The organism is Janthinobacterium longum, assembly GCF_051380735.1.
Taxonomy (GTDB): Bacteria; Pseudomonadota; Gammaproteobacteria; order Burkholderiales; family Burkholderiaceae_D; genus Janthinobacterium.
Window position 1 is genome coordinate 1 of sequence record NZ_JBNYXQ010000018.1, and the last position, 20,692, is coordinate 20,692.

The 20,692-nt window shown below is 58.8% G+C and carries 19 protein-coding genes; 11 read left to right on the forward strand and 8 right to left on the reverse strand.

The features are described 5' to 3' along the window. Window positions 1-489 precede the first annotated feature (489 nt). Window positions 490-1,776 (forward strand): esterase/lipase family protein, encoded by a 1,287-nt coding sequence (locus ACQ4WM_RS24475; RefSeq protein ID WP_436549255.1) that lies wholly within the window; start codon window positions 490-492, stop codon window positions 1,774-1,776. Continuing rightward, on the forward strand, window positions 1,773-2,876 hold the full coding sequence (locus tag ACQ4WM_RS24480) for a T6SS immunity protein Tli4 family protein (RefSeq protein ID WP_436549256.1): 1,104 nt from the start codon (window positions 1,773-1,775) through the stop codon (window positions 2,874-2,876). Before ACQ4WM_RS24475 ends, ACQ4WM_RS24480 begins: the two co-directional genes overlap by 4 nt. 112 nt (window positions 2,877-2,988) lie before the next feature. Here ACQ4WM_RS24480 and ACQ4WM_RS24485 read toward each other — a convergent pair whose 3' ends face one another. From ACQ4WM_RS24485 to ACQ4WM_RS24495, 3 genes are all read right to left on the reverse strand, one after another. Beyond that, complete coding sequence (locus ACQ4WM_RS24485) at window positions 2,989-3,375, reverse strand: Imm1 family immunity protein (RefSeq protein WP_436549257.1); 387 nt, start codon at window positions 3,373-3,375, stop codon at window positions 2,989-2,991. Beyond that, window positions 3,372-5,015: a SulP family inorganic anion transporter gene (locus ACQ4WM_RS24490; protein WP_436549258.1), complete on the reverse strand. Its 1,644-nt coding sequence runs from the start codon at window positions 5,013-5,015 to the stop codon at window positions 3,372-3,374. Before ACQ4WM_RS24490 ends, ACQ4WM_RS24485 begins: the two co-directional genes overlap by 4 nt. Before the next feature lie 85 nt (window positions 5,016-5,100). Beyond that, complete coding sequence (locus ACQ4WM_RS24495) at window positions 5,101-5,646, reverse strand: TetR/AcrR family transcriptional regulator (RefSeq protein WP_436549259.1); 546 nt, start codon at window positions 5,644-5,646, stop codon at window positions 5,101-5,103. 126 nt (window positions 5,647-5,772) lie between these two features. Between ACQ4WM_RS24495 and ACQ4WM_RS24500 the strand changes: the two genes are divergently transcribed. Further along, window positions 5,773-6,750 (forward strand): SDR family oxidoreductase, encoded by a 978-nt coding sequence (locus ACQ4WM_RS24500; protein ID WP_436549260.1) that lies wholly within the window; start codon window positions 5,773-5,775, stop codon window positions 6,748-6,750. A 14-nt stretch (window positions 6,751-6,764) separates the two neighbouring features. Next, window positions 6,765-7,619 (forward strand): non-homologous end joining protein Ku, encoded by an 855-nt coding sequence (gene ku, locus ACQ4WM_RS24505; RefSeq protein WP_436549261.1) that lies wholly within the window; start codon window positions 6,765-6,767, stop codon window positions 7,617-7,619. A 45-nt stretch (window positions 7,620-7,664) separates the two neighbouring features. Here ku and ligD read toward each other — a convergent pair whose 3' ends face one another. Beyond that, complete coding sequence (gene ligD, locus ACQ4WM_RS24510; protein ID WP_436549262.1) at window positions 7,665-10,190, reverse strand: DNA ligase D; 2,526 nt, start codon at window positions 10,188-10,190, stop codon at window positions 7,665-7,667. A 208-nt stretch (window positions 10,191-10,398) separates the two neighbouring features. Between ligD and ACQ4WM_RS24515 the strand changes: the two genes are divergently transcribed. Further along, complete coding sequence (locus ACQ4WM_RS24515) at window positions 10,399-10,722, forward strand: hypothetical protein (RefSeq protein WP_436549263.1); 324 nt, start codon at window positions 10,399-10,401, stop codon at window positions 10,720-10,722. Window positions 10,723-10,782: 60 nt separating this feature from the next. Here the strand turns inward: ACQ4WM_RS24515 and ACQ4WM_RS24520 are convergent, their stop codons facing one another. Continuing rightward, window positions 10,783-11,520, reverse strand: a complete 738-nt coding sequence (locus ACQ4WM_RS24520) for a LytR/AlgR family response regulator transcription factor (RefSeq protein WP_436549264.1) — start codon at window positions 11,518-11,520, stop codon at window positions 10,783-10,785. Beyond that, window positions 11,517-12,815 (reverse strand): sensor histidine kinase, encoded by a 1,299-nt coding sequence (locus ACQ4WM_RS24525; protein WP_436549265.1) that lies wholly within the window; start codon window positions 12,813-12,815, stop codon window positions 11,517-11,519. The genes ACQ4WM_RS24520 and ACQ4WM_RS24525 overlap by 4 nt, the downstream gene beginning before the upstream one ends. 237 nt (window positions 12,816-13,052) lie before the next feature. Here ACQ4WM_RS24525 and ACQ4WM_RS24530 point away from each other — a divergent pair, with 237 nt between their 5' ends. The 5 genes from ACQ4WM_RS24530 (at window position 13,053) to ACQ4WM_RS24550 (ending at window position 18,341) form a co-directional block, all read left to right on the forward strand. Further along, entirely contained in the window at window positions 13,053-15,179 is a 2,127-nt protein-coding gene (locus ACQ4WM_RS24530; protein WP_436549266.1) for a TonB-dependent siderophore receptor, read from the forward strand. Window positions 15,180-15,184: 5 nt separating this feature from the next. Then, the gene (locus tag ACQ4WM_RS24535; RefSeq protein ID WP_436549273.1) at window positions 15,185-16,381 is read left to right on the forward strand and encodes a PepSY-associated TM helix domain-containing protein; all 1,197 of its coding nucleotides are present in this window, start codon (window positions 15,185-15,187) and stop codon (window positions 16,379-16,381) included. A 104-nt stretch (window positions 16,382-16,485) separates the two neighbouring features. Next, window positions 16,486-16,818: a hypothetical protein gene (locus ACQ4WM_RS24540; RefSeq protein WP_436549267.1), complete on the forward strand. Its 333-nt coding sequence runs from the start codon at window positions 16,486-16,488 to the stop codon at window positions 16,816-16,818. Window positions 16,819-16,872: 54 nt separating this feature from the next. Then, on the forward strand, window positions 16,873-17,196 hold the full coding sequence (locus tag ACQ4WM_RS24545; protein ID WP_436549268.1) for a hypothetical protein: 324 nt from the start codon (window positions 16,873-16,875) through the stop codon (window positions 17,194-17,196). A 95-nt stretch (window positions 17,197-17,291) separates the two neighbouring features. Further along, complete coding sequence (locus ACQ4WM_RS24550; RefSeq protein ID WP_436549269.1) at window positions 17,292-18,341, forward strand: serine hydrolase domain-containing protein; 1,050 nt, start codon at window positions 17,292-17,294, stop codon at window positions 18,339-18,341. Between the two features lie 43 nt (window positions 18,342-18,384). Here ACQ4WM_RS24550 and ACQ4WM_RS24555 read toward each other — a convergent pair whose 3' ends face one another. Together ACQ4WM_RS24555 and ACQ4WM_RS24560 are read right to left on the reverse strand one after the other, a co-directional pair. Continuing rightward, window positions 18,385-18,543, reverse strand: a complete 159-nt coding sequence (locus tag ACQ4WM_RS24555) for a hypothetical protein (protein WP_436549270.1) — start codon at window positions 18,541-18,543, stop codon at window positions 18,385-18,387. A 60-nt stretch (window positions 18,544-18,603) separates the two neighbouring features. After that, window positions 18,604-19,380: an SDR family NAD(P)-dependent oxidoreductase gene (locus ACQ4WM_RS24560; protein WP_436549271.1), complete on the reverse strand. Its 777-nt coding sequence runs from the start codon at window positions 19,378-19,380 to the stop codon at window positions 18,604-18,606. A 104-nt stretch (window positions 19,381-19,484) separates the two neighbouring features. Here ACQ4WM_RS24560 and ACQ4WM_RS24565 point away from each other — a divergent pair, with 104 nt between their 5' ends. Then, the gene (locus ACQ4WM_RS24565) at window positions 19,485-20,408 is read left to right on the forward strand and encodes a LysR family transcriptional regulator (protein WP_436549272.1); all 924 of its coding nucleotides are present in this window, start codon (window positions 19,485-19,487) and stop codon (window positions 20,406-20,408) included. The last annotated feature ends 284 nt before the right edge of the window (window positions 20,409-20,692 follow it).

Below are 20,692 nucleotides of genomic sequence, written 5' to 3' on the forward strand. Positions count from 1 at the left end.
AAAAGGCGAGAGTAAACCTGAATCGCGGCGAGTTTACAAGGGGCGCGTTAAGTCATTGAATGTCAACGCATTTTCGCACCGGCTAGGCGGCGGTCTAGACTTGTGTATAACGAGGTGGGTTTAGGGGGATGGTTCAAAAATGCGTCACCACGTGATAGGCAACTGGTTTTTGACCCTAATGAGACGGAGGTTGAATACTATCAATACTCGAACGACAACGGGCGTTTTTTCCCTGGCGGAGATGCTACCAAGCGGTCCGATGCACGGCACAGCAATATACCAGACGACTTCCCCGGTGTGTTCCCTTTAATTTCCGTTAGCCCTAAAAAAAATTCCTATGTTGAATCGATTCAAAATCCAAAAGTCGTAACAAGATATATTCCACGTGAGATATGCGAAACACCTGCACATATAGCACGATGGCGGGGATGGAGTGAGGTCCTTTTTTCTGGAGCATATGGAGAAATGCTGCAAAAGACAGAGTTCTTCATGAACAATATTATTGAAACCGGCAAAGTTCGGAAAGGCAGCATTAAGCTTCACTGGCAACTAGACCCAAAGGATCCCGAGACTGGAAAATCAATATCTTACCCCTATCCAATACATCCAGAAATAACCAAATTATTATTGCAGAATCCAAAATCATTTGGCGGATCAAAAGGTGAAGCCATAAGTCAAGGCGATTTAAAAAAGATTTCACGGTGTTGGTACCCAGTCCATGCAATGGGATACAATTTTATACAGAGCAATGCCATTTCAGCAAAAATTATTGCCGAACGAATCCGCGGATTAGTTGAAGGATATAATAAATGCGGATTCAAATGCGACGAGATAATCTTAATTACTCATAGTATGGGAGGATTGCTCGCACGCGCATTGATTCATCCGGAATATGGAAACTTAACAAATAAAAATGAAATCAATATATTAGGAATATACCATAATGTCATGCCCACTGTCGGAGCAGGAAGTGCGTACAAGCGTATGCGTTTCGGCTTTAAGGAAACGTGGGGACCAATTAACAAGATGACTGCGAAAATATTTGGCATAGACGGAAAACATGCCACTGCAATTCTAGCGAATGCTCCGGCGCCTTTGGAAATGCTTCCAGGAATGAAGTATGGACTTAACTGGCTTAAGGTTATCAACAAAGAGGGCCGGCTCCTTTACACCTGGCCAAACGAAAAAGCAGATGCACTAGAGAGCATATATCTTCAGTCAGAAAAAAAGTGGTGGAGGCTGTTAAACCCTGATTGGGTCAACCCGGCGAAATTAAGCAGTGAAAAAGGTGGAGGAATTGATAAAGTTAAAAAGAGAATAGATGATGCATTCAAATTCTCAAAATCTATCGAAAACACTTTTCACGAAGTAACTTATGCCAGCTACTGCGGATCAAAAGAGTATCCGAGTTACGGAGAAGTTGTCTTCAAGGTCATTGATGGACTGGGGGGTGGATTGTTTGATTTTTCTGATAAATTTATACCACCATCTCCTGAGACATGGACACTTGCTAGTGACGACGCACAAGGCGAACTTAAAGTAAAAGCAGGGACTCGCACTTTAACGTTAGAGCTACAAAAAGCTTCTGATCCAGGCGACGAAACTGTTCCGTTCCAACGCTCAGCGAGCCATACTACGGGAGAAATTTTTTTTCATGGTCGAGAAAAAAATACTGCATATGAGCACCAAAATAGTTATTCCCATCCGCAAGTCCTGGCCTCGATGCTTTATTCGATAATTCAAATTGCAAAAACCGCCGAATGGGAGGAATCTTGAAAAATATCTTCAGCTTACTTTTCACGACAACAATAATTTTGTTTTTGCAATCGTGTGAAAATAATTATCATAAAGAAAACGGGAAAATGGAAAAATCAAATTCAGAGAATGAAAAAATGAAAAAAATATTCAAAAACACAAAGGCTCTTTGCTTTGGTCGCTACATATTTACAGTACCGAGCGAAGCAAACCTCATAGTTGGAGACGCAGCCCTAGAAGTTATAACAGGAGGATTGAATGCAAGAACAAGAAAAATAAAAGAAGAAATAGAAAAAATCAAGTGGGCAGACGAAACGGCGGATTTTACCTATAACGACACAGGTCCAATTGAAAGCAGCTGGCAATTTCGCTATTACGAGGATGAATTGTCTAAAAAATATAAACTGCATTTCTTCAGGACGTTCGTCACAAAAGATGACTTCACCTTTATCATGGGCGACTCGATCAGAAGAGGCGAAAGTGAGTCTGCTACAGAGGCAAGACAATTTATCCGAGCTAAAGGCATTCGGATACGTCAACCGGAGGAAATACCGGAGGATCCAGGTCTTTGTGTGGAGCACGGCTTTCTGGCAGAAAGTAACTACGCGGAACAGGAAATCGACAATGTTGGATTATATCTTCCAAGTTTCCCAGACATTACTTTTTCCATCAGTTCAAACAAGGATGCATACGGCGACTATCCTCCAGCGCAGTTTGAAACAGAAATGCGCAAAGAATTATCCTTACTTAATCGCATACAGGGCGCGAAAGATATACAAGGCAGCAGCTATCCTGAACGCACGCTGCTGCGTGAAGGCAAGCGAACGGTTCAGCATTGGAAGGGCGAGGAATCATTGATCCGTCGAACCGATGGCGTACATGATTTTGAATGGGCGCTGGTCGGCAAGCCACGAGACATCGCAAATCCGTCGGTGCTGGAAGTCAAAATGTACACCAAGGTTGCCCATAACACGGTGGGAGCGGCCGAAGCTGCATCGCTTACCGACGACGAAGCCATTGCCCTGTGGGACAAATTGCTGTCCAGCCTGAAGTTCCGTGTAAAGGTACCCGGTGCACCGCCCGGTTCTTACTATTTCGATCCGGATAAGCCGACGCAGTAGCAAAAAGCCCGCTGGCGCGCGGGGCGCACTTGCGCCAGCATGGCCTTTTGCCTCATGACCAGTCATGCTCCATCTCGACCCCGCCCCGCCCCTTGATATCAACGCCCTGTGGTCAGTCAGGCCGCCATTCAACCGCATCAGGCCTGGCTCCACCGGTCCTGAAAAACGCCGCCATTGCCCGATGGCACAGCGCCACGTCGACAGACCACGCAGCGGGATAGATATCGACCTGGCCATTGGCCAGCCAATAGCTGCATTCGCCGTCTTGCTCCTCATCGCCCAGCGAGTGATAGCTGGCGTCATCCTGGCCGGACAAGTACATCAGCCAGGCGCTGGTGCCGTTGCGCAGCATGCACAGGGCGGGTCCCTGCTGCGCATCCTCTGCCATGGTCAGCCACAATTCGCATTGCGCCAGCGACTGCGCATGGGCAAGCGCTTGTTGCAAGTGCGTCAGCGAGGCGATGGCGACGGCTTCGCCGTGCAGATTCAATTCCATCATCGTCGCTGGTCTGCACTCAGGTCAGCCGTGGCCAGCGCCGTGCTCAGGTACAGCTTGCCGCTCAGTTCTTTCAGCAGGCTGCTCTGGCGCAGGCGGTCCATCACGGGGCCCTTGACTTCGGCCAGGTTCAGGCTGATACCGCGCTTGGTCAATGTACTGTTCAGTTCAATCAGTCCCAGCAGGGCTGTGCTGTCGATCTGGTTGACGGCCGACAGCACCAGCACCAGATGGCGCGCCGTCGGGTGGCCGCGCAGTTCTTCTTCGATGCGCTCGGTGACGGCGTCGACGTTGCCGAAGAACAGGCCCGCGTCTATGCGCAGTAGCAACAGGTCGGGAATGGTCTGGGCTTCGTAGCGCTCGACATTGCGGAAGTGCTCACTGTTCGGAATACGGCCCAGCACGGCGATATGCGGCCGGCTGGCGCGCCAGATCAGGTTGCCCATCGACAATAGTACGCCGATCACCACGCCCGCCTCCACCCCCAGCACCAGCACGCCGGCCGTGGTCGCCAGCAGCGCCAGCGCATCGCTGCGGTCGTAGCGCCATGCCATACGCAGGGTGTCCCAGTCGATCAGGTTGGCCACGGCAAAGATAATGGTGGCGGCCAGCACCGGCAGCGGCAGCAGCGCCAGCCAGCCGGTGGGCGCCGCCAGTGCCAGCGCCAGCAGGCCTGCCGTAATGATGCTGGCCAGCGGCGTATTGGCGCCGGCCTGGAAATTGACGGCCGAGCGCGAAATCGAGCCGGTGACGGGAAAGCCGCCGGACAAGGCGCTGGCGACGTTGGCCGCACCCAGGCCCAGCAATTCGCGGTTGGTATGCAGTTTTTCGCCGCGCTTTTGCGCCAGGGTCTGGGCGGCGGACATGCTCATCAGGAAAATGATAAAGGCGATCAACAGCGCTGGCGACAGCAGGGTGCGCCAGTGGGCGCTTGAGGTGGCCAGATTCAGGCCTGGCAAGCCGCTCGGCACATGGCCGGTCACTTGCACCCCCATGCTGCCCAGGCCGCCATAAGTCACCAGCACGATACCCGTGATTACCAGCAGCATCGGCGCCAGGCGCGCGCCCACGTCAGCGGCGCTCTTGCCAAGGCCGCAATATTGCAGCAAACGCGAAAGATAGCGTCTGGCCAGCCACAGACTAGCCAGGCTGGCCAGGCCCAGCACCAGGCTGGGGCCGTGCCAGTGTGGCCAGGTGGCGCCCAGCAAGGGCGTGACCTGGCCCCATATGATCAGGATGGAGGCGCCATTGCTGAAGCCGCTGATCACGGGGCGCGACAAAAAGTTGGCCATAAAGCCCAGGCGCAGAACGCCGCACAGCAGCAGCACGACGCCGCTGATAAAGGCCAGTTGCGCGGCCAGCACGATATACAGGGTGGAACCGGGGTCGGCCAGCGGCGCCAGGGCGGCTGCCGTCATCAGCGAGACGATCGCCATCGGCCCCACCGATTGCGTCATGCTGCTGCCGAACAAGGCGTACAACACGGGCGGCAAGATGCTGGCGTAGATGCCGACCACGGGCGGCAGGCCGGCTACCAGCGCGTAAGCCATGCCTTGCGGCACCATCATCATGGCCACCACGATACCGGCGGTAATATCCCCCGCCAACAGAGGACGCCGGTATTGCCTGAGCCAGAGCAGCATGATGCGATCCCAAAATCTGAAAACCGAAGCCTATCATGCGACGAGGCCGGCTGACAGAGGCAAAGCGCTCAATCTGGCGCGATCATCAGGCCAGCAGTTGCGCCTTGACGGCGTCGAGGATCTCGGCCGACAGTGCTTCGTCATCGACAGTACGCGCCAGCACCATGGCGCCGACCATGGCGGAAAAGGTGGCGATCGCCTGCTGGCGCCGCTGTTCGGGCGCGCCGTCCGGCAGCAGGCCGGCCAGCAGCTCGAACTGTTTTCGGGTTGCTTGTGTAAAGGCCGGCTGGGCGCCAGGGCGCATACGCGCCACGTCCGGGCCCATGGCCGCCGCCGGGCAACCGCCGCCGGGTGCGTCGCGGTGGCGCGTGGTCAGGTAGGAGTCCAGAATAGCCGGCAAGGTCTTGCCCTGCCAGCCGGCCAGCGCCTTTTTCAGCGCCAGTTCGCTCGCTTCGATCATCAAGTCTTCCTTGGAGGCAAAATGACCATAGAAACCGCCGTGGGTCAGGCCCGCGTTTTTCATCAGGTCGGCCACGCCGATGCCGTCATAGCCTTTTTCGCGGAACAACTTTGCCGCCACTTCGACGATGCGCTCGCGGTTCAGCGCCGCCTGCTCTCTGCTCACTTTCATGCCGCCTCCTGCAATAATGTCATTCATCATATATCTTTGTGGTGGATCTTTCCACTCTGTTAGCAAGCGCACCGTTTCACGCGTCACCGGCCCCGATACTGGACGCTTACTACCACGGAGGCCAGCATGAGCGATAACCTGAACCAATCGACCGGCAATCTGCAGCGCAGCATCCAGCAGGAACAGGATGCGCACGACGCCGCCCAACCCGACACCCCGGAAAGCAAGGAAGCCGTACAGACTGGTCAGCGCACCCAGCCGGGCACGCCCCTGCCCTCCCAGCACCTGGAAAAGCCTGGCATCGAAGCAGAAATGCAGCTGAAACCGCGTTTCCTGGCGCCCGATTACTGCGGCAGCGGCAAGCTGGCCGGCATGGTCGCGATCATCACCGGTGGCGACTCGGGCATCGGTCGCGCCGTCGCTGTGCTGTTTGCGCGCGAAGGCGCCGATGTCGCCATCATTTACTTGAATGAACACGAAGACGCCAATGAAACCAAGCGCTACGTGGAGGCGGAAGGCCAGAGCTGCCTGTTGATCCCCGGCGACGTGCGCGAGCAGCGTTTCTGCCAGGAAGCCGTCAGCCAGGTAATGGCCAAATTCAACCATATCGACGTGCTGGTCAATAACGCTGCCTTCCAGGAACATGCCGAATCCTTGCTCGACCTGTCCGAAGAACGCTTCGACCTGACCATGAAGACCAATGTCTATGGCTACTTCCATATGGCGAAGGCGGTGCTGCCGCACCTGAAAAAAGGTGCGTCCATTATCAACACGGGTTCGGTGACGGGCTTGAAGGGTTCGAAAAACCTGCTTGACTATTCCACCACCAAGGGGGCGATACACGCGTTCACCATGGCGCTGGCCGGCAACCTGCTGGAAAAGGGCATTCGCGTCAATGCGATTGCACCCGGTCCCGTCTGGACTCCTTTGAATCCTGCCGACAAGTCCTCCGAAGACATCACCAAATTCGGCCAGGACACCGACATGCACCGCCCGGCCCAGCCCGAGGAGTTGTCGCCCGCGTATGTATTTCTCGCCTCGCCAGCCTGCTCCAGCTATATCACCGGCATCGTGCTGCCCGTGACCGGCAGCGTGGGCGAATAGAGAGAAGACAGACCATGCCAAGAGCCTTGTGGAAAGGGGCGATCAGCTTCGGCCTCGTGCATATCCCCGTCGAGCTGATCTCGGGCAGCCGCGATCATGAACTCGACCTGTCGATGCTGGACCGGCGCGACTTTTCACCAATCGGTTTCAAGCGCTACAACAAGAAGACAGGGAAGGAAGTGGTGTGGGACGACATCATCAAGGGGTATGAATACAAGCCCGACGAATACGTGGTGCTGTCTGACGAAGACCTGAAACGTGCCAACGTGAAAGCCACGCAAACCATCGATATCCTGACGTTTGTCAAGGCCGGTGACGTGCCGCTGACCTATTACGAGCACCCGTATTATTTGCTGCCTGGCAAGGGCGGCGAGAAAGTCTATGCCCTGCTGCGCGAAACCTTGCGCAAGTCGGGCAAGATTGGCATCGCCAACGTGGTGATCCGCACGCGCCAGCACTTGTGCGCGCTGGTCTGCATCGACAAGGCCATCGTGCTCAATACCTTGCGCTTTGCCGATGAAATCCGTGAGATGGACGACCTCGACTTGCCCGGCAGCACCCTGAAGGCGGCCGGCATTTCCGACAAGGAACTGAAGATGGCACTGTCGCTGGTCGACGGCATGAGCGATGAATGGAAACCCGAGCAATACCACGACACCTATCGCGACGACGTGCTGGCGCTGGTCAAGAAAAAGATCAAGGCCAAACAGACCAAGACCATTACCGCGCCGGAACCCGATGCCGAAGAAGTAGAAAAGCCGGACAATGTGATCGATCTGGTGGCGTTGTTGCAGCAGAGTCTGGGCAAGAAGGCGCCGGCCAAGAAAGCGCCGGCGCGCAAAGCGACTGCCAAGCGCAAGGCAGCCTGAGCGGGGCACCGGCATAATTTACTGTCCGCTGGCAAAGAGCTGGGGTCAGACCCGGCGGGTCTGACCCTTGACTTTTGCTGCGTCAACAGGTATTTCAAATCCCAGCTTTTTCATCGCTGCGTCGATCCCCCTGGCGCTGCGCGCATAGCCATCCCACGGCGTATTGCCCACGTCCAGCCGGCTGTGCACATTGCTCACATTCCATTGATCCGCAGCCTTTAGCTGGTCTAGCTCTTCCCACGCCAAAGGCACCGAAATGCCGAGACCCGGTCGCGTTCGTACCGACCAGGCGGCAACCGTGGTGGCGCCACGGCCATTGCGCAGGTAGTCGATAAATATCTTGCCAACCCGGTTTGATGGCCCACTTTTGACGACAAAGCGCTTCGGGATCAGCTCTGCCATATGCGCGACGATGGCTTGCGAAAAAGCTTTTACGGTACCCCAGTCGTGCTTCGTACGAATCGGCACCACCACGTGCAGGCCTTTGCCGCCGCTGGTTTTCAAGAAAGCGGGCAAACCCAGTTCGCTCAGGAAGGCGCGCAGCAGCACGGCCGATTCCTGGATCGCCGGCCAGCCGACGCCCTTGCCAGGGTCAAGGTCAAATACCATGCGATTGGGCAGCTCGTAGTTGCTGGCCAGCGCGTTTTGGGTATGGAATTCCACCACATTCCATTGCGCGGCCGACAGCAAGCCTTGCGCGCTGGCCACTTCCAGCATCGGTGGATGATCGGGGTCCAGTTTTTTATCAAGCTGTTTGACGCCGGGCATTTTTGATACTTCCGCATGCTTCTGGAAAAACAGTTCGCCGCCCACACCTGCCGGCGCACGCACCAGCGACACCGGCCTGCCGCGCAGATGCACCAACATCAGCTTACCGACCAGCGCGTAGTAGCGCACCAGGTCGATCTTGGTGGCGCCGCTTTGCTGGTCGATCACGCGGTCAGGGTTGGTAATTTTCAGGCTGGCCGGCAGAATACTCGATGGCTTTTCGTCCGGCATGGATGGTTCCTTTTTCGCGGCCGCCGCTTGCGGCCGCTCGCGCACAATGGCAGAGGCCGGTTTGTCCGTGCGTAAGCCGTGGAATACGGCATGGCGAACAGCGCCAGCGCTGGTCCACTGGGCAAAGCTGACTTCGGCCACCAGAGTGGGCTTGACCCAGATTGCCTTGCGCACACCGCCCGCCTTGCCCGCGTACCGGCTGGTATCGACCGTCAAAGCGTCAAGCTGGCGGCGCAGATCGAGCAAGGCATCCTGATCGAAGCCGCTGCCCACATTGCCCGCATAATGCAGCTTGCCGTCCTCGTCATGGGTACCTAACAGCAAGGAACCGATGCCGCTGCGTGCACCCTGCGGCTCGGTGAAGCCGCCGATAACGAATTCCTGGCGCAGGCCGCACTTGAGCTTGATCCATTCATTCGAGCGGCGCGCCGTGTAGCGCGAACCGCGACGCTTGCCGATCACGCCTTCCAGGCCCAGTTTGCAGGCCGTGGCCAGCAGTTTTGCCGGCGCGGCGGCGAGTTCATCGCTGAAACGCACCAGCGGCGACTTCGGCAACTGATCCAGCAACTGCCCCAATAGCGCGCGGCGCGCTTCCACCGGCTGGCCGCGCAAGTCATGGCCGTCGAAATACGGCACGTCGAACAGGTAATACACGATGTCGCTGGTGGCATCCTTGTCGAAAGCCAGCTGCAGCGCGCTGAAACTCGGCTGGCCATCCTTGCCATTCACGACGATCTCGCCGTCATACCAGCCCGGCGGCAAGCCCAGCTTTTCCAGGGCCTGGTGCAGCTTGCCCAGTTTGTGCGTCCAGTCGTTGCCGTTGCGCGTGACAAGAGCGATATCCTTGCCGTCGCTGCGGGCCAGGATGCGGTAGCCATCGAACTTGAGTTCGAAGATCCAGTCTTTCGCGTCGGTCGGTGGCGCATCGACCAGGGTCGCCAGTTGCGGCGTCAAGGTCGCAGGCAAAGCGCTGGCGGGCGCCGCCGGCCGGGCCGGAGCCTTTTTGCGCTTGGGCATGTGCTTGCTTTTCACGCTGTCGGGCATTTCATCGACCACAGAATATTCCAGAGCGGGCCGCGTGTACTCATCTTTTTCCTTGATCAACAGCCACGCCGGCTGTTTCTCGCCCTTGCTTTTCATGCGCACCAGCACCCAGTTGCCGTGCATCTTGTGGCCGTGCAAGGTGAATTTCAGGTTGCCGTCCGCCAGCGCACGGCGCGCGTCAGGCGTGGCCGCCTGAGGCTCCCAGGTGCCCTTGTCCCAGATAATGACCTTGCCAGCGCCATATTGCTTTTCGGGAATCGTACCCTCGAAGCTGGAATACGAGATCGGGTGGTCTTCCACCTGTACCGCCATGCGTTTGTCGCGGCTGTCGTAGCTGGGGCCTTTCGGTACGGCCCAGCTTTTCATGGTGCCATCGAGTTCCAGGCGGAAGTCGTAATGCAAACGGCTGGCCCAGTGCTTCTGGATCACAAAGCTCAGCTGTTCGCCTTCGGCCTCGTCACCACCGGCAGGCTCGGGCGTGATGGCGAAGATGCGCTTGGCTTGATAGGTTTTCAGGGCGTCTTTCATGGCGGACCCGTGCAGTGATTGTGGCACCAGTCTAGGCTGGCCCCACGCCGGGCGCGGTACGCCAGCTAACAAAACCGGGGCAGCGGCAAACAAGGGCTTTGTAAGTGTTTGTAATCGGCTGTCAACCAAGTTGCCGCGAGCCGCGTTTTTGGCTCAGTGACAGGGGAAACACCTTCTGCACATCACCCACTTCTTGAGGAACTGCACCATGAAAAAAGTTATTGCTACCATCATCGCTGGCTTGTTCGCTACCGCAGCCTTTGCCCAGACCCCAGCCGCTCCAGCAGCAGCCAAGGCCGAAGCCAAGCACACCAAGGAAGTGACGAAAGCGGAAGCCAAGGAAACCAAGGCAGTGGCCAAGGCTGACGCCAAGGAAGCGGCAACCGCCGCCGATGCCAAGGCTGATGTTGCCAGCGCCAAAGCCGATGCCGGCGCCACCAAGGCCAAAGCCCATCACAAGGCCAATAAGGCCAAAGCCAAGGCAGCCGAAGAAAAAGCTTCCGCAATGGCTGAAGCACCTGCCGGCAAATAACAATATTGCGTTTCCTGCATGCAAAAAGACAGCTGAGGCTGTCTTTTTGCACATCCCGCATTACATTTGCCGGAACTGGCGCGCATACGCTTCGCTGACGGCCAGCGTACCGCGCCCGCCCTTGAGCCGGATCGCCATCGCCGTCCCGTCCTTGTCGATCCGCTCGACCGCATGCAGGTTGACGATGCTGCTGCGATGCACCTGCGCGAATTGAGCAGGATTGAGCTGCAGCAGCAACTCTTTCAGGCTCAGGCGTATCAGGCCTTCGCCGCCCCGGCTCACCACGCGCGTGTATTTTCCTTCGGACTGAAAATAATCGATCTCGTCCACCAGGATCAGCCGCAAGATGTTGCCGGTCGACGCCTTGATCCATTTGAGATACGCACAAGGCGCTGCAAGCACCTGCTGCAACAGCGCGGGCGACGGCGGTGCCGCTGCCGAACCGCGCGCCTGCAGGCGCCGTATCGTCTGCAGTAATCGGCCACCTGACAAGGGCTTCAACAGATAATCGATGGCGCCCGCATCAAAGGCGGCCAGCGCGTGCTGCGCATAGGCCGTCACGAACACCACCTGGCAGTGCGGCGGCAAGTGCGCAGCCACTTCCAGGCCATTCAGGCCCGGCATCTGAATATCAAGAAAAACAATCTCCGGCTGCTGGGCGTCGATCAGCGCCAAAGCGGCCACGCCATCGGCCGCCTCGCCGGCAATCTGCAGCTCGGGCCACAGCAGTTGCAACTGGTCGCGCAGTTCGGCACGGAGCAAGGGTTCGTCTTCAATTATGACTGCGCACGCCTTCATGCAAGCACCTGCTTTTCCGGCAGCGGCATGCGCAGCATGGCCGTCACGCCGCCCTGCTCGCCAGCCGTGACTTCCAGCGCGGCGGCGCCGTCATACAGCAAATCGAGCCTGGTACGGATATTCGACAAGCCCAGGCCTGCACCCTGCGCGGCGCTGCCGCCAAAACCGGCACCGTCATCATGTACGCGCAGCACCAGCTTCCCGTGCGCCAGCGCCGCTTCGATACGCACCGTGCCTGCATGCGCCCGGCCTTCCAGGCCATGCTTGCAGGCGTTTTCAACCAGCGAGATGAGCATCGCTGGCGGCATCGGCAGCGCGCGCACGGCAGCGCTGGCCTCAATGGTGAAGCGCAGGCGTTCGCCCATGCGGATGCGCATGATGGACAGATAGGCCTGCGCCAGGTCAAGCTCGCGCCCCACTGTCGACGACACGGCGCGCAGGTCCGGCAAGGCGCTGTGCAGATAATCGGTCAGGTGATCGAGCATCGTCAGCGCCGCCGCAGGTTCGGTGCGCATCAGATACTTCAGGTTGGCCAGGGTATTGAACAGGAAATGCGGTTCGACCTGCGCTTGCAGGGCAGACAGTTTTGCCTGCAACGCGGCCTTTTCCGCCGCCTGTTCGCGCACCGCGGCACCCAGCGCACGCACCCGGCGCGCCAGGCTGGCCTGCAATTGCGCGGTGACCGCCTCCACCGCGCGCAGCGCCTTTCCTTTTTGCATGACAAGAAAATCGCCGCTGACAATGCGTCGCACGCGTATCTGCACGCCCTTTTCCGGCTCCACCCACAAGCGCACCTCGGTCGCGCCAAACAGGCGAAACGGCCGGCGGCGCCCCAGGGTGATCATGCGCTTGAACGGATCGTGCGCAAACGCGGGCGGCCCGTCCACTCCCAGCGCCTGACCAGTCGCCAGGCCGGACAGCGCCTCGGCGCACAGATCAAAGCTGGTAAAAATATCGAACGGCGACGACAGCGACCGCGTCACGCGTGCCGAAATCAGTTCGTCGGTCAATACCACGCCCGCTTCACTGAAGTCACGCAGTTGCTGGCGCACCATGCCATTGACACCCAGCACAGGTAACAACAGCGCGATCAGGCTGGGCATCGCCCCCAGCCACCCCGAGCGGCCAGCATCTTGCGGAATGTGCAGCAACAGCATGATGACGCCGCCCGCCACGATCATCGTCGGCAGCAGCATGCCGCCACCAAAGCGCAGCAAGGTCTGCCACAGATAACGGCGCACCAGACGCGGATCGTGTGCAACGGGCTTTGGAAAGGGAGCGAAGGAAGCGTGCATGGCGGGGGCTGGTCATGAATCGAATGCTTATTCTAGCGCGCCACTTACGGCGACTGGCAAGGATGCGACGAGCGGTGGCAATTCGGGCATGAATACGGCGAAACCGGCAGTGTCATGCAAAGACAGGTAAAAAAACCCAGGAGCATTTGCGCGCGTGTTTGCAGCGCACCATGACGCATATTATAATTGCGAATGATTCTCACTCTTCTTTTTATTCTTATTCAAGGATTTACTTTGATGCCCGCCCGCCCTTTTCCATCCCACCGTTGCACACTGCCACTACGCCCACTGGCCCTGGCCATTTCGCTGGCGCTGGGCGCCGGCCTGGCGCATGCGGCTGACGCGCCTGACGCAGACGGCACCATGCCCACGATTACCGTGACCGGCTTTCACGAAGACGGCTACACCACGCGCAAGAGCGCATCGGCCAGCAAGCTCGATCTGTCGCTGCGCGAAACGCCGCAATCGGTGTCGGTGGTCACGCGCGCGCAGATGGATGACTTCAGGCTCGACAATGTGAACAAATTGCTGGCCCAGACCACCGGCGTGACGGTCGAAGCGGTGGAAACGGACCGCACCTATTACACGGCACGCGGCTACGACATTACCAATTTCCAGTATGACGGCGTGGGCATTCCCTTTATCTTCGGCAACGTGATGGGCGACATCGATACGGCCATCTACGACCGCGTCGACGTGGTGCGCGGCGCCAATGGCCTGATCTCCTCGACCGGCAACCCGTCAGCCACCATCAACTTCGTGCGCAAGCGTCCGGTCGATGGCCTGGCCGCTTCGGCCGCGCTGACGCTGGGTTCGTGGAATAACCGCCGCCTGGACGCAGACGTATCGACGCCCTTGTCCAGCGACGGCAAGGTCTCGGCGCGCTTCGTGGTGGCGCACCAGGAAGGCGATTCCTACCTGGACCGCTATTCCCCATCGAAAGACATCGTGTATGCGGTGGTGGAAGCAAAACTGACGAACGACAGCACGTTCACGGCCGGCCACACCTATCAGAAAACCAAGGCCAGGGGCGGCATGTGGGGCGCGCTGCCGATGTACTACAGCGATGGCACGCAGACCAATTATCCGATCTCGGCTTCCACTTCGGCCGACTGGTCGCGCTGGAACACGGAAACCAACAGCACCTTCGCCGAACTGGAACACCGCTTCAACCCCGACTGGAGCGTCAAATCCACGCTGACCTACACCAAGGCCACGTCCAACTCACGGCTGTTCTATGTGTACGGCTCGCCCGACCGTGCTACCGGCGACGGCCTGTTCAGCTACCCGTCGAAATACAACTCGTCCAATGAACAGACACTGGCCGACATTTCAGCCAAGGGAAAATTCAGCCTGGGCGGCCGCCAGCACGACCTGACATTCGGCGCCAGCTGGTCCGAATCGAAACTGCATGACGTGTCGTACTATGGGCAGGGCATCGGCACCGCGCTGCCGGGTGGCACGGCGTTTGACGGTTCCTACCCTTTGCCCACCTTCGACGCATCGACCGACGGCAGCGCCTACAGCGACAAGCGCAAGAACGCCTTTGTCGCGGCCCGCTTCAACCTGGCCGACAATACCAAGCTGCTGGCCGGCGTCAATACCGCCAGGGTCGATGGCACGGGCGAGTCGTATGGCGTGGCCAAGTCCAAGTCGCAAAGCGACACCACGCCCTATGTCGGGCTGGTATATGACATCAACCGCCATGTGTCGGCCTATGGCAGCTATGCCGAGATCTTCAATCCCCAAAGCGAAACCGACGCCAATCGCCAGACCTTGGACGCAGCGACCGGCAAAAGCATGGAGCTGGGCCTGAAGGGCGAACTGTTCGACGCCCGCCTGAACCTGTCCGGCGCCGTTTTCAAGATCCGCCAGCAGAATGTCGCCGAAGCGGCCGGCACCACTGCCGACTTCAAGACCATCTACCGGGGCGTGGACTCGGAATCGAAAGGTTACGAGCTTGAAGCATCGGGCGAACTGGCGCGCGGCTGGCAGGCCAGCGCCGGCTACGCACAACTGCGCATCGAGGGTAACGACGGCAATGACGCACGCACTTTTATTCCACGCAAGCAATTCCACCTGTCGACTACATATCTGGTGCCGGCAGTGCCGAAACTGAAGGTGGGCGCCAACCTGATCTGGCAGGATGATATCCATCTGAAGGTCAGCGATGCGGTCACCCTGCGCCAGGGTGCCTATGCGCAACTGGGCCTGATGGCCAGCTACGACCTGACGAAAAATATCAGCCTGGCGCTGAACCTGAACAATGTGACGGACAAGAAACACGTGACCAGCCTGTACTGGGACCAGTCGCTGTACGCGGCCGGCCGCAATGGCAGCGCGACCCTGAGCTGGAAATACTGATGAAGCTGCGGCCACCACTGGTCGTGCTGCACCGCTGGTTCGGCCTGGCGGTGGCGCTGTTCCTGTTCATCTCCGGGCTGACGGGCGCGCTGATCTCCTGGGATCACGAGCTTGACGCCTGGCTCAATCCGCAGTTGTTCCATGCCGCCAGCGGCACGCAAGCGGCGCATGCACGCTCGGGCCTGGAGCTGGCTGCGCAGGTCGAAGCGCAGGACCCGCGGGTGCGCGTCAACTACACGCTGACCGCGCTCGAACCTGGCCATACGGCGCTGATGTCGGTCGAAGGCAGGCTCGATCCGGCCACCGGCAAGCCCCATGATCTTGGCTACAACCAGGTGGCCGTCGATCCCGTGACCGGCACCGTGCAGGGCAAGCGCCAGTGGGGCGAGGTATCGCTGGCACGCGAGAACCTGCTGCCGTTTCTGTACAAGCTGCACTACACCATGCATATCCCCGATGGCTGGGGCATACAGTTCGGCGTCTGGCTGATGGGCATTATCGGCATCGTATGGTTCTTTGACTGTTTTATCGCGCTGTATCTGTCCTTCCCGAAGCTGCGCAGCTGGCGCAAGTCGCTGGCGTTTCGCTGGCAAGAGAAAGGCCACAAACTGAACTTCGACCTGCACCGCTCGGGCGGCGTGTGGGTCTGGCTGCTGCTGTTGATACTGGCCGTGACATCGATCTCGATGAATCTGCAAACGCAGGTGATGCGGCCACTGGTGGCAAAATTTTCTACCCTGAGTCCGAATGCATTCGACAGCCGCACGCCGCAGCCACCGGAAAAACCGGTGGAGCCGCTGCTGACCCGCGAACAGGCGGTAGCGCTGGCAAAAACCGAAGCGGAAAAACGGGGCTGGACGCTGCCGGCAGGCGGCGTGTTTTATTCGTCCGCCTACGGCCTGTATGGCGTGGGTTTTTTTGAAGCCGACAATGACCACGGCGACGGCGGCCTGGGTAACGCCTGGCTGTATTTCGATGGCCGCGACGGCAGCCCCGCCGGCGGCGTGATCCCCGGCACCGGCAGCGCCGGCGACATCTTTCTGCAGGCACAGTTTCCACTGCATTCGGGACGCATCCTCGGTCTGCCGGGACGGATCATGATTTCGGCAATGGGTTTGATGGTGGCGATGCTGAGTGCAACGGGCCTGATTATCTGGCTGCGCAAACGGCGTGCGCGCACGCTGAAAGCGATCCAGTTGTAAGTGATTGTAATGCTCGTCAACGGCAATGCTTCGGGCCGCGTTTTCTCCTCAGTGACACGGGAATCATCCCGGCACCAAGATAAACCACCACTGAGGACTGCACCATGAAAAAAGTAATCGCTACCCTGATCGCCGGCCTGTTCGCTACCGCAGCTTTTGCCCAGACTCCTGCTGCACCTGCGGCCTCAGTGCCAGCCAAAGTCGAAGCGGCCCACACCAAAGCTGTCGTCAAAGCGGACGCCAAGGAAAACGCCGCTGTCGTGAAAGCTGACGCGAAAGAAACCAAGGCAGAAATGGGCGCAAAAACCGACGTGGCAAATGCCAAGGCCGATGCTGCCACCACCAAAGCCAAGGCCCATCACAAAGCTAAAAAAACCAAGGCCAAGGCCGATGAAAAACTGGCGTCGGCCACCGCCGAAGCAGCACCGGCCAAGTAATCACCCGCACAAAAAACTATCGCTGTTACCGCATACACTTACCAAGGAACTGACATGAAAAACACTATCGCCGCCCTGATCGCCACCGTCTTCGCTACCGCCGCTTTCGCCCAGACGCCAGCTGCACCGGCCGCTGCCAAAGCCGAAGCCACCCACACCAAGGAAGTGGCCAAGGCCGATGCCAAGGAAACCAAGGCAGTAGTCAAGGCAGACGCAAAAGAAGCGGCAGTCGCCGCTGATGCAAAAGCCGATGTCGCCGGCGCCAAAGCCGATGCCAAGGTCAAGAAAGCCAAGGCCCACCACAAGGCCGCCAAAGCCAAGGCCAAAGCTGATGAAAAAGCCGTGGAAGCCACACCAGCACCAGCGACCGCACAATAATCGCTGGCGCGCAGGTCCAGGAAAGACAGCTGAGGCTGTCTTTTTTGCGTTTGAAGGACACGATTGCGCCGTTCAGTCCAACTTCTTGCGCAAGCATGCGCAAATACACGACACTGGGCGACCTGCCTTTGCCACGAAAGACCGCCATGCGCCGCTTGTCCGCCTGCCTGCTATTGATTGCCGCCGTTTATAGTCCTTGCGCTCTTGCGGCCACGCTGGAACAGGTGCTGCAGCAGCAGGATGCAGACAGCCACAGCGACCTGCGTGCGGTGGTGATACTGCGCGATGGCGAGCTGGTGGCCGAACGCTATTACAACGGCCAATCGGCCGATTCACTGCACGACATGCGCTCGGCCGGCAAAAGCGTCACTGCCCTGCTGGTGGGGGCGGCCGTGGCGCGTAGCCAGCTGGAGACGACAGGGACGGTCGGCCAGTACTGGCCGGAAGTTGCCGGCAGCCCGGCCGGCAAGGTGGTGCTGGACGATTTGCTGACGATGCGTTCGGGCCTGGCCGCGTTTGACGAGGATGCGACCTCGCCTGGCAATGAAGACAAGCTTGACGAAGCGCCTGATCCAGCGGCCTTTGTGCGCAGCATACCAAAAGTCGCTGATTCGGCCACGCTGTACCGCTACAACTCGCTGGGTGCGTATATCGCCGGGCGCGTGGTGGAAAGCGCCAGCGGCGTCGACCTGGACACGTTTGCCGGCAGCGTGCTGTTCGCGCCGCTGGGCATTACGCGCTGGCAGTGGGGCCGCGATGTGGCAGGCCATGCCAAGGGACAAGGCAATTTGTCGTTGACGCCACGCGACATGGCGACTATCGGGCAACTGGTATTGGACGATGGCGTGGCCAATGGCCGACGCGTGATCGCATCGGGCTGGCTCAAGGCGGCGCTGGCGCCGCGCGTGGCGATCGGCAAGGCGGACCGCTACGCCGATCATTATGGCTATTTCTGGTACGGCAAAACGTATGACGTTGACGGTGAAAACGTCAAGGTGTCTTTTGCGTCTGGCAATGGTGGCAACAAAATCTACGTGATTCCTGCGCGCCGCATGGTGGTGGCGGTGGCTACCAAAGCCTATGGCAAACCGTATGGCCAGCGGCGCTCGGAAGATATTCTGAAAGCACTGCTGGCCGCAGATTGAACGGGGCGTATTGGCGCTACCGCCCGTTTCGAAACGTTCAGCATCAGCGCTGGGCCAAGGCGGTATCGGGCCGGCGCGCCAGCAGGGTCGACGGCAAGCCGGCGGGAATCACCGGCAGGAATGCGCTGTCCTGCAGCGGGTTGACGATGGCCGTGAAGTTGGCCACGGCCGGCCACGAAATCAATCGTTTTGGCGTGGTCAAAGAGTTAGCTGATTCGGCCGATTTGCTGATTCACGTCCCCTTGCGTCACTCAGCGCACGTTTATCTCGGGCCGGGAATCGTAAAGCCGCCGTCGACCAGTATAGATTGGCCGGTGATAAAGCGTGCCTCGTCCGTACAAAGCCACACGGCGACGTCGGCGATATCGTCCGGCGTGCCTATTCTTCCCAGCGCAGCGCGCGCGGCCAGTGGTGGAATCACCGCGTCGCCGTGTGCCCTGAGCATGGGCGTGTCGATGACACCGGGGTTGATATTGTTGATGCGGATGCCGTGGCTGCCCACTTCCAACGCGATCGCACGGATCATTGCGTCCAATCCGGCTTTGCTGGCCGAATAGGCCGACGTTCCCGATGTGGCGGCGGTCGACAAGAACGACGAGGTGTTGACGATCGACGCCGGCGCACCGGACGCGATCATCACCCGCAGCGCGGCGCGGGTCATCAACCAGGGACCTTTCAGATTAATAGCGATCAGCTCGTCGAAACTCTCCACAGCCATATCGACAATATTGCCTCCCGTGCCCTGAATGCCGGCGTTGTTGAACAAGTTGTCCACGCGACCGAAGTTCTCCATTGCGCGCGCTATCACCATGTCGACCTCTTCGGGATGAGACATGTCGGCGGGAACGACCAGCGCCTCGCCGCCAGCCCGCCCAATGCGTTCGGCCGTCAACCGAAGCGGCGCTTCCCGGCGGCCGACCAGCACCACTTTCGCACCTGCGCGGGCGAAAGCGAGCGCTGCGGCTTCGCCAATTCCAGTGCCGGCGCCCGTTACGATCGTTACTTTATTGAGCAGACGCTCGGATTTATTTGTAATCATGGCCATATTTCTTGATGAATTAATCAGTGTGCGATTTGAAACACCACTGTACAGCGCATGGCTGTTGAATATAAGCTAGATAAAACTCATTGGAATGATGAACCATGCTCACCAATATAGCCCCCTCCACCGTGCTCGAGTTGAACGGTTTCGTGCTTGTGGCACGCGAACGAAGCTTTCGCCGCGCCTCCGCCATACTGAACGTCACCCCCTCGGCGCTCAGCCACGCCTTGCGCTCCCTGGAACAGCGTATCGGTGTGCGCTTGCTGCACCGGACAACCCGGCAGGTTGGCCTCACCGAAGCTGGACAAGTACTCTACGACCAGGTCGAGCCGGCGCTGCAGGCGATCGGCATCGCGCTCGATAGCATCAACGCGTTTCGCGACCATCCTTGCGGACAGGTACGTATCAACGTTCCCTATCTGGCCGCCGAGATGGTGCTTGCGCGGCGATTCGGCGAGTTCACCCGGACCTACCCGGACATTCGACTGGACATGGCGATAAACGATCATTTCGTCGATATTGTGAAGGAGGGATACGATGCCGGCATCCGCTTGGGCGACAGCGTAGCGAAGGAAATGGTGGCGGTGCGCGTCACACCGGACCTGCGGACGGCGATCGTCGCATCGCCGGTATACTGGGCAGCCCATCCTGCCCCACGCACGCCGAAGGACCTGCTGCGGCATCGCTGCATCAGCTTTCGCGCCGGATCAAGCGGAAGCTTGTATCCATGGGAATTCGAGAAAGATGGCAAGACCCTCACCCTGCAGCTCGGTGGTCCGCTAGTGCTCGACAACAACGACATGATGATCGCGGCAGCACTCGACGGCGTCGGAGTGGCGCCAATTGTTGAGTCCACGATCGAGAACGAACTGCGCGAAGGCAGCCTGGTCCAGGTGCTGTCCGAATGGTCGCCGTATTTCCCCGGTTTCTTCCTGTACTACCCGGGTCGACGGCAGCACTCGTCGGCGCTGCGAGCGGTGGTCGATTTCCTGCGCTTGGCCAGTAACACGGAGGAAATCCGGTAAACATCGCCGCGCCCGATCATGGCTCCCGGAAAGCGTAACATGGCAATAAAAAAAGGCTATGTCACCGAAAAAAGTGGGAACTGTCTGAACTTGCCGACGTCTAACTGAACAGAATTCTTCTTTCAGGAGGCGATCATGCACCCGGTTCAATGGCACACATTTATCGGACAGTTCTCGCAATTGTCGCAGCGCCAGCGCCTGGCCGGCATCGCACTGTTGCAGGGCAGCACCGGGCAGGATGCGGCGATTGCCTTGATCGAGCAGACGGCAATGGCACACCTGCA

Coding starts and splice junctions, on each gene's coding strand:
- ACQ4WM_RS24565 (WP_436549272.1), top strand. CDS start 19,485: ATGCTCACCAATATAGCCCCCTCCACCGTGCTCGAGTTGAACGGTTTC.
- ACQ4WM_RS24520 (WP_436549264.1), bottom strand. CDS start 11,520: ATGAAGGCGTGCGCAGTCATAATTGAAGACGAACCCTTGCTCCGTGCC.
- ACQ4WM_RS24545 (WP_436549268.1), top strand. CDS start 16,873: ATGAAAAACACTATCGCCGCCCTGATCGCCACCGTCTTCGCTACCGCC.
- ACQ4WM_RS24540 (WP_436549267.1), top strand. CDS start 16,486: ATGAAAAAAGTAATCGCTACCCTGATCGCCGGCCTGTTCGCTACCGCA.
- ku (WP_436549261.1), top strand. CDS start 6,765: ATGCCAAGAGCCTTGTGGAAAGGGGCGATCAGCTTCGGCCTCGTGCAT.
- ACQ4WM_RS24515 (WP_436549263.1), top strand. CDS start 10,399: ATGAAAAAAGTTATTGCTACCATCATCGCTGGCTTGTTCGCTACCGCA.
- ACQ4WM_RS24500 (WP_436549260.1), top strand. CDS start 5,773: ATGAGCGATAACCTGAACCAATCGACCGGCAATCTGCAGCGCAGCATC.
- ACQ4WM_RS24530 (WP_436549266.1), top strand. CDS start 13,053: ATGCCCGCCCGCCCTTTTCCATCCCACCGTTGCACACTGCCACTACGC.
- ACQ4WM_RS24490 (WP_436549258.1), bottom strand. CDS start 5,015: ATGCTGCTCTGGCTCAGGCAATACCGGCGTCCTCTGTTGGCGGGGGAT.
- ACQ4WM_RS24560 (WP_436549271.1), bottom strand. CDS start 19,380: ATGATTACAAATAAATCCGAGCGTCTGCTCAATAAAGTAACGATCGTA.
- ACQ4WM_RS24525 (WP_436549265.1), bottom strand. CDS start 12,815: ATGCACGCTTCCTTCGCTCCCTTTCCAAAGCCCGTTGCACACGATCCG.
- ACQ4WM_RS24475 (WP_436549255.1), top strand. CDS start 490: ATGAACAATATTATTGAAACCGGCAAAGTTCGGAAAGGCAGCATTAAG.
- ACQ4WM_RS24495 (WP_436549259.1), bottom strand. CDS start 5,646: ATGAAAGTGAGCAGAGAGCAGGCGGCGCTGAACCGCGAGCGCATCGTC.
- ACQ4WM_RS24485 (WP_436549257.1), bottom strand. CDS start 3,375: ATGATGGAATTGAATCTGCACGGCGAAGCCGTCGCCATCGCCTCGCTG.
- ACQ4WM_RS24550 (WP_436549269.1), top strand. CDS start 17,292: ATGCGCAAATACACGACACTGGGCGACCTGCCTTTGCCACGAAAGACC.
- ligD (WP_436549262.1), bottom strand. CDS start 10,190: ATGAAAGACGCCCTGAAAACCTATCAAGCCAAGCGCATCTTCGCCATC.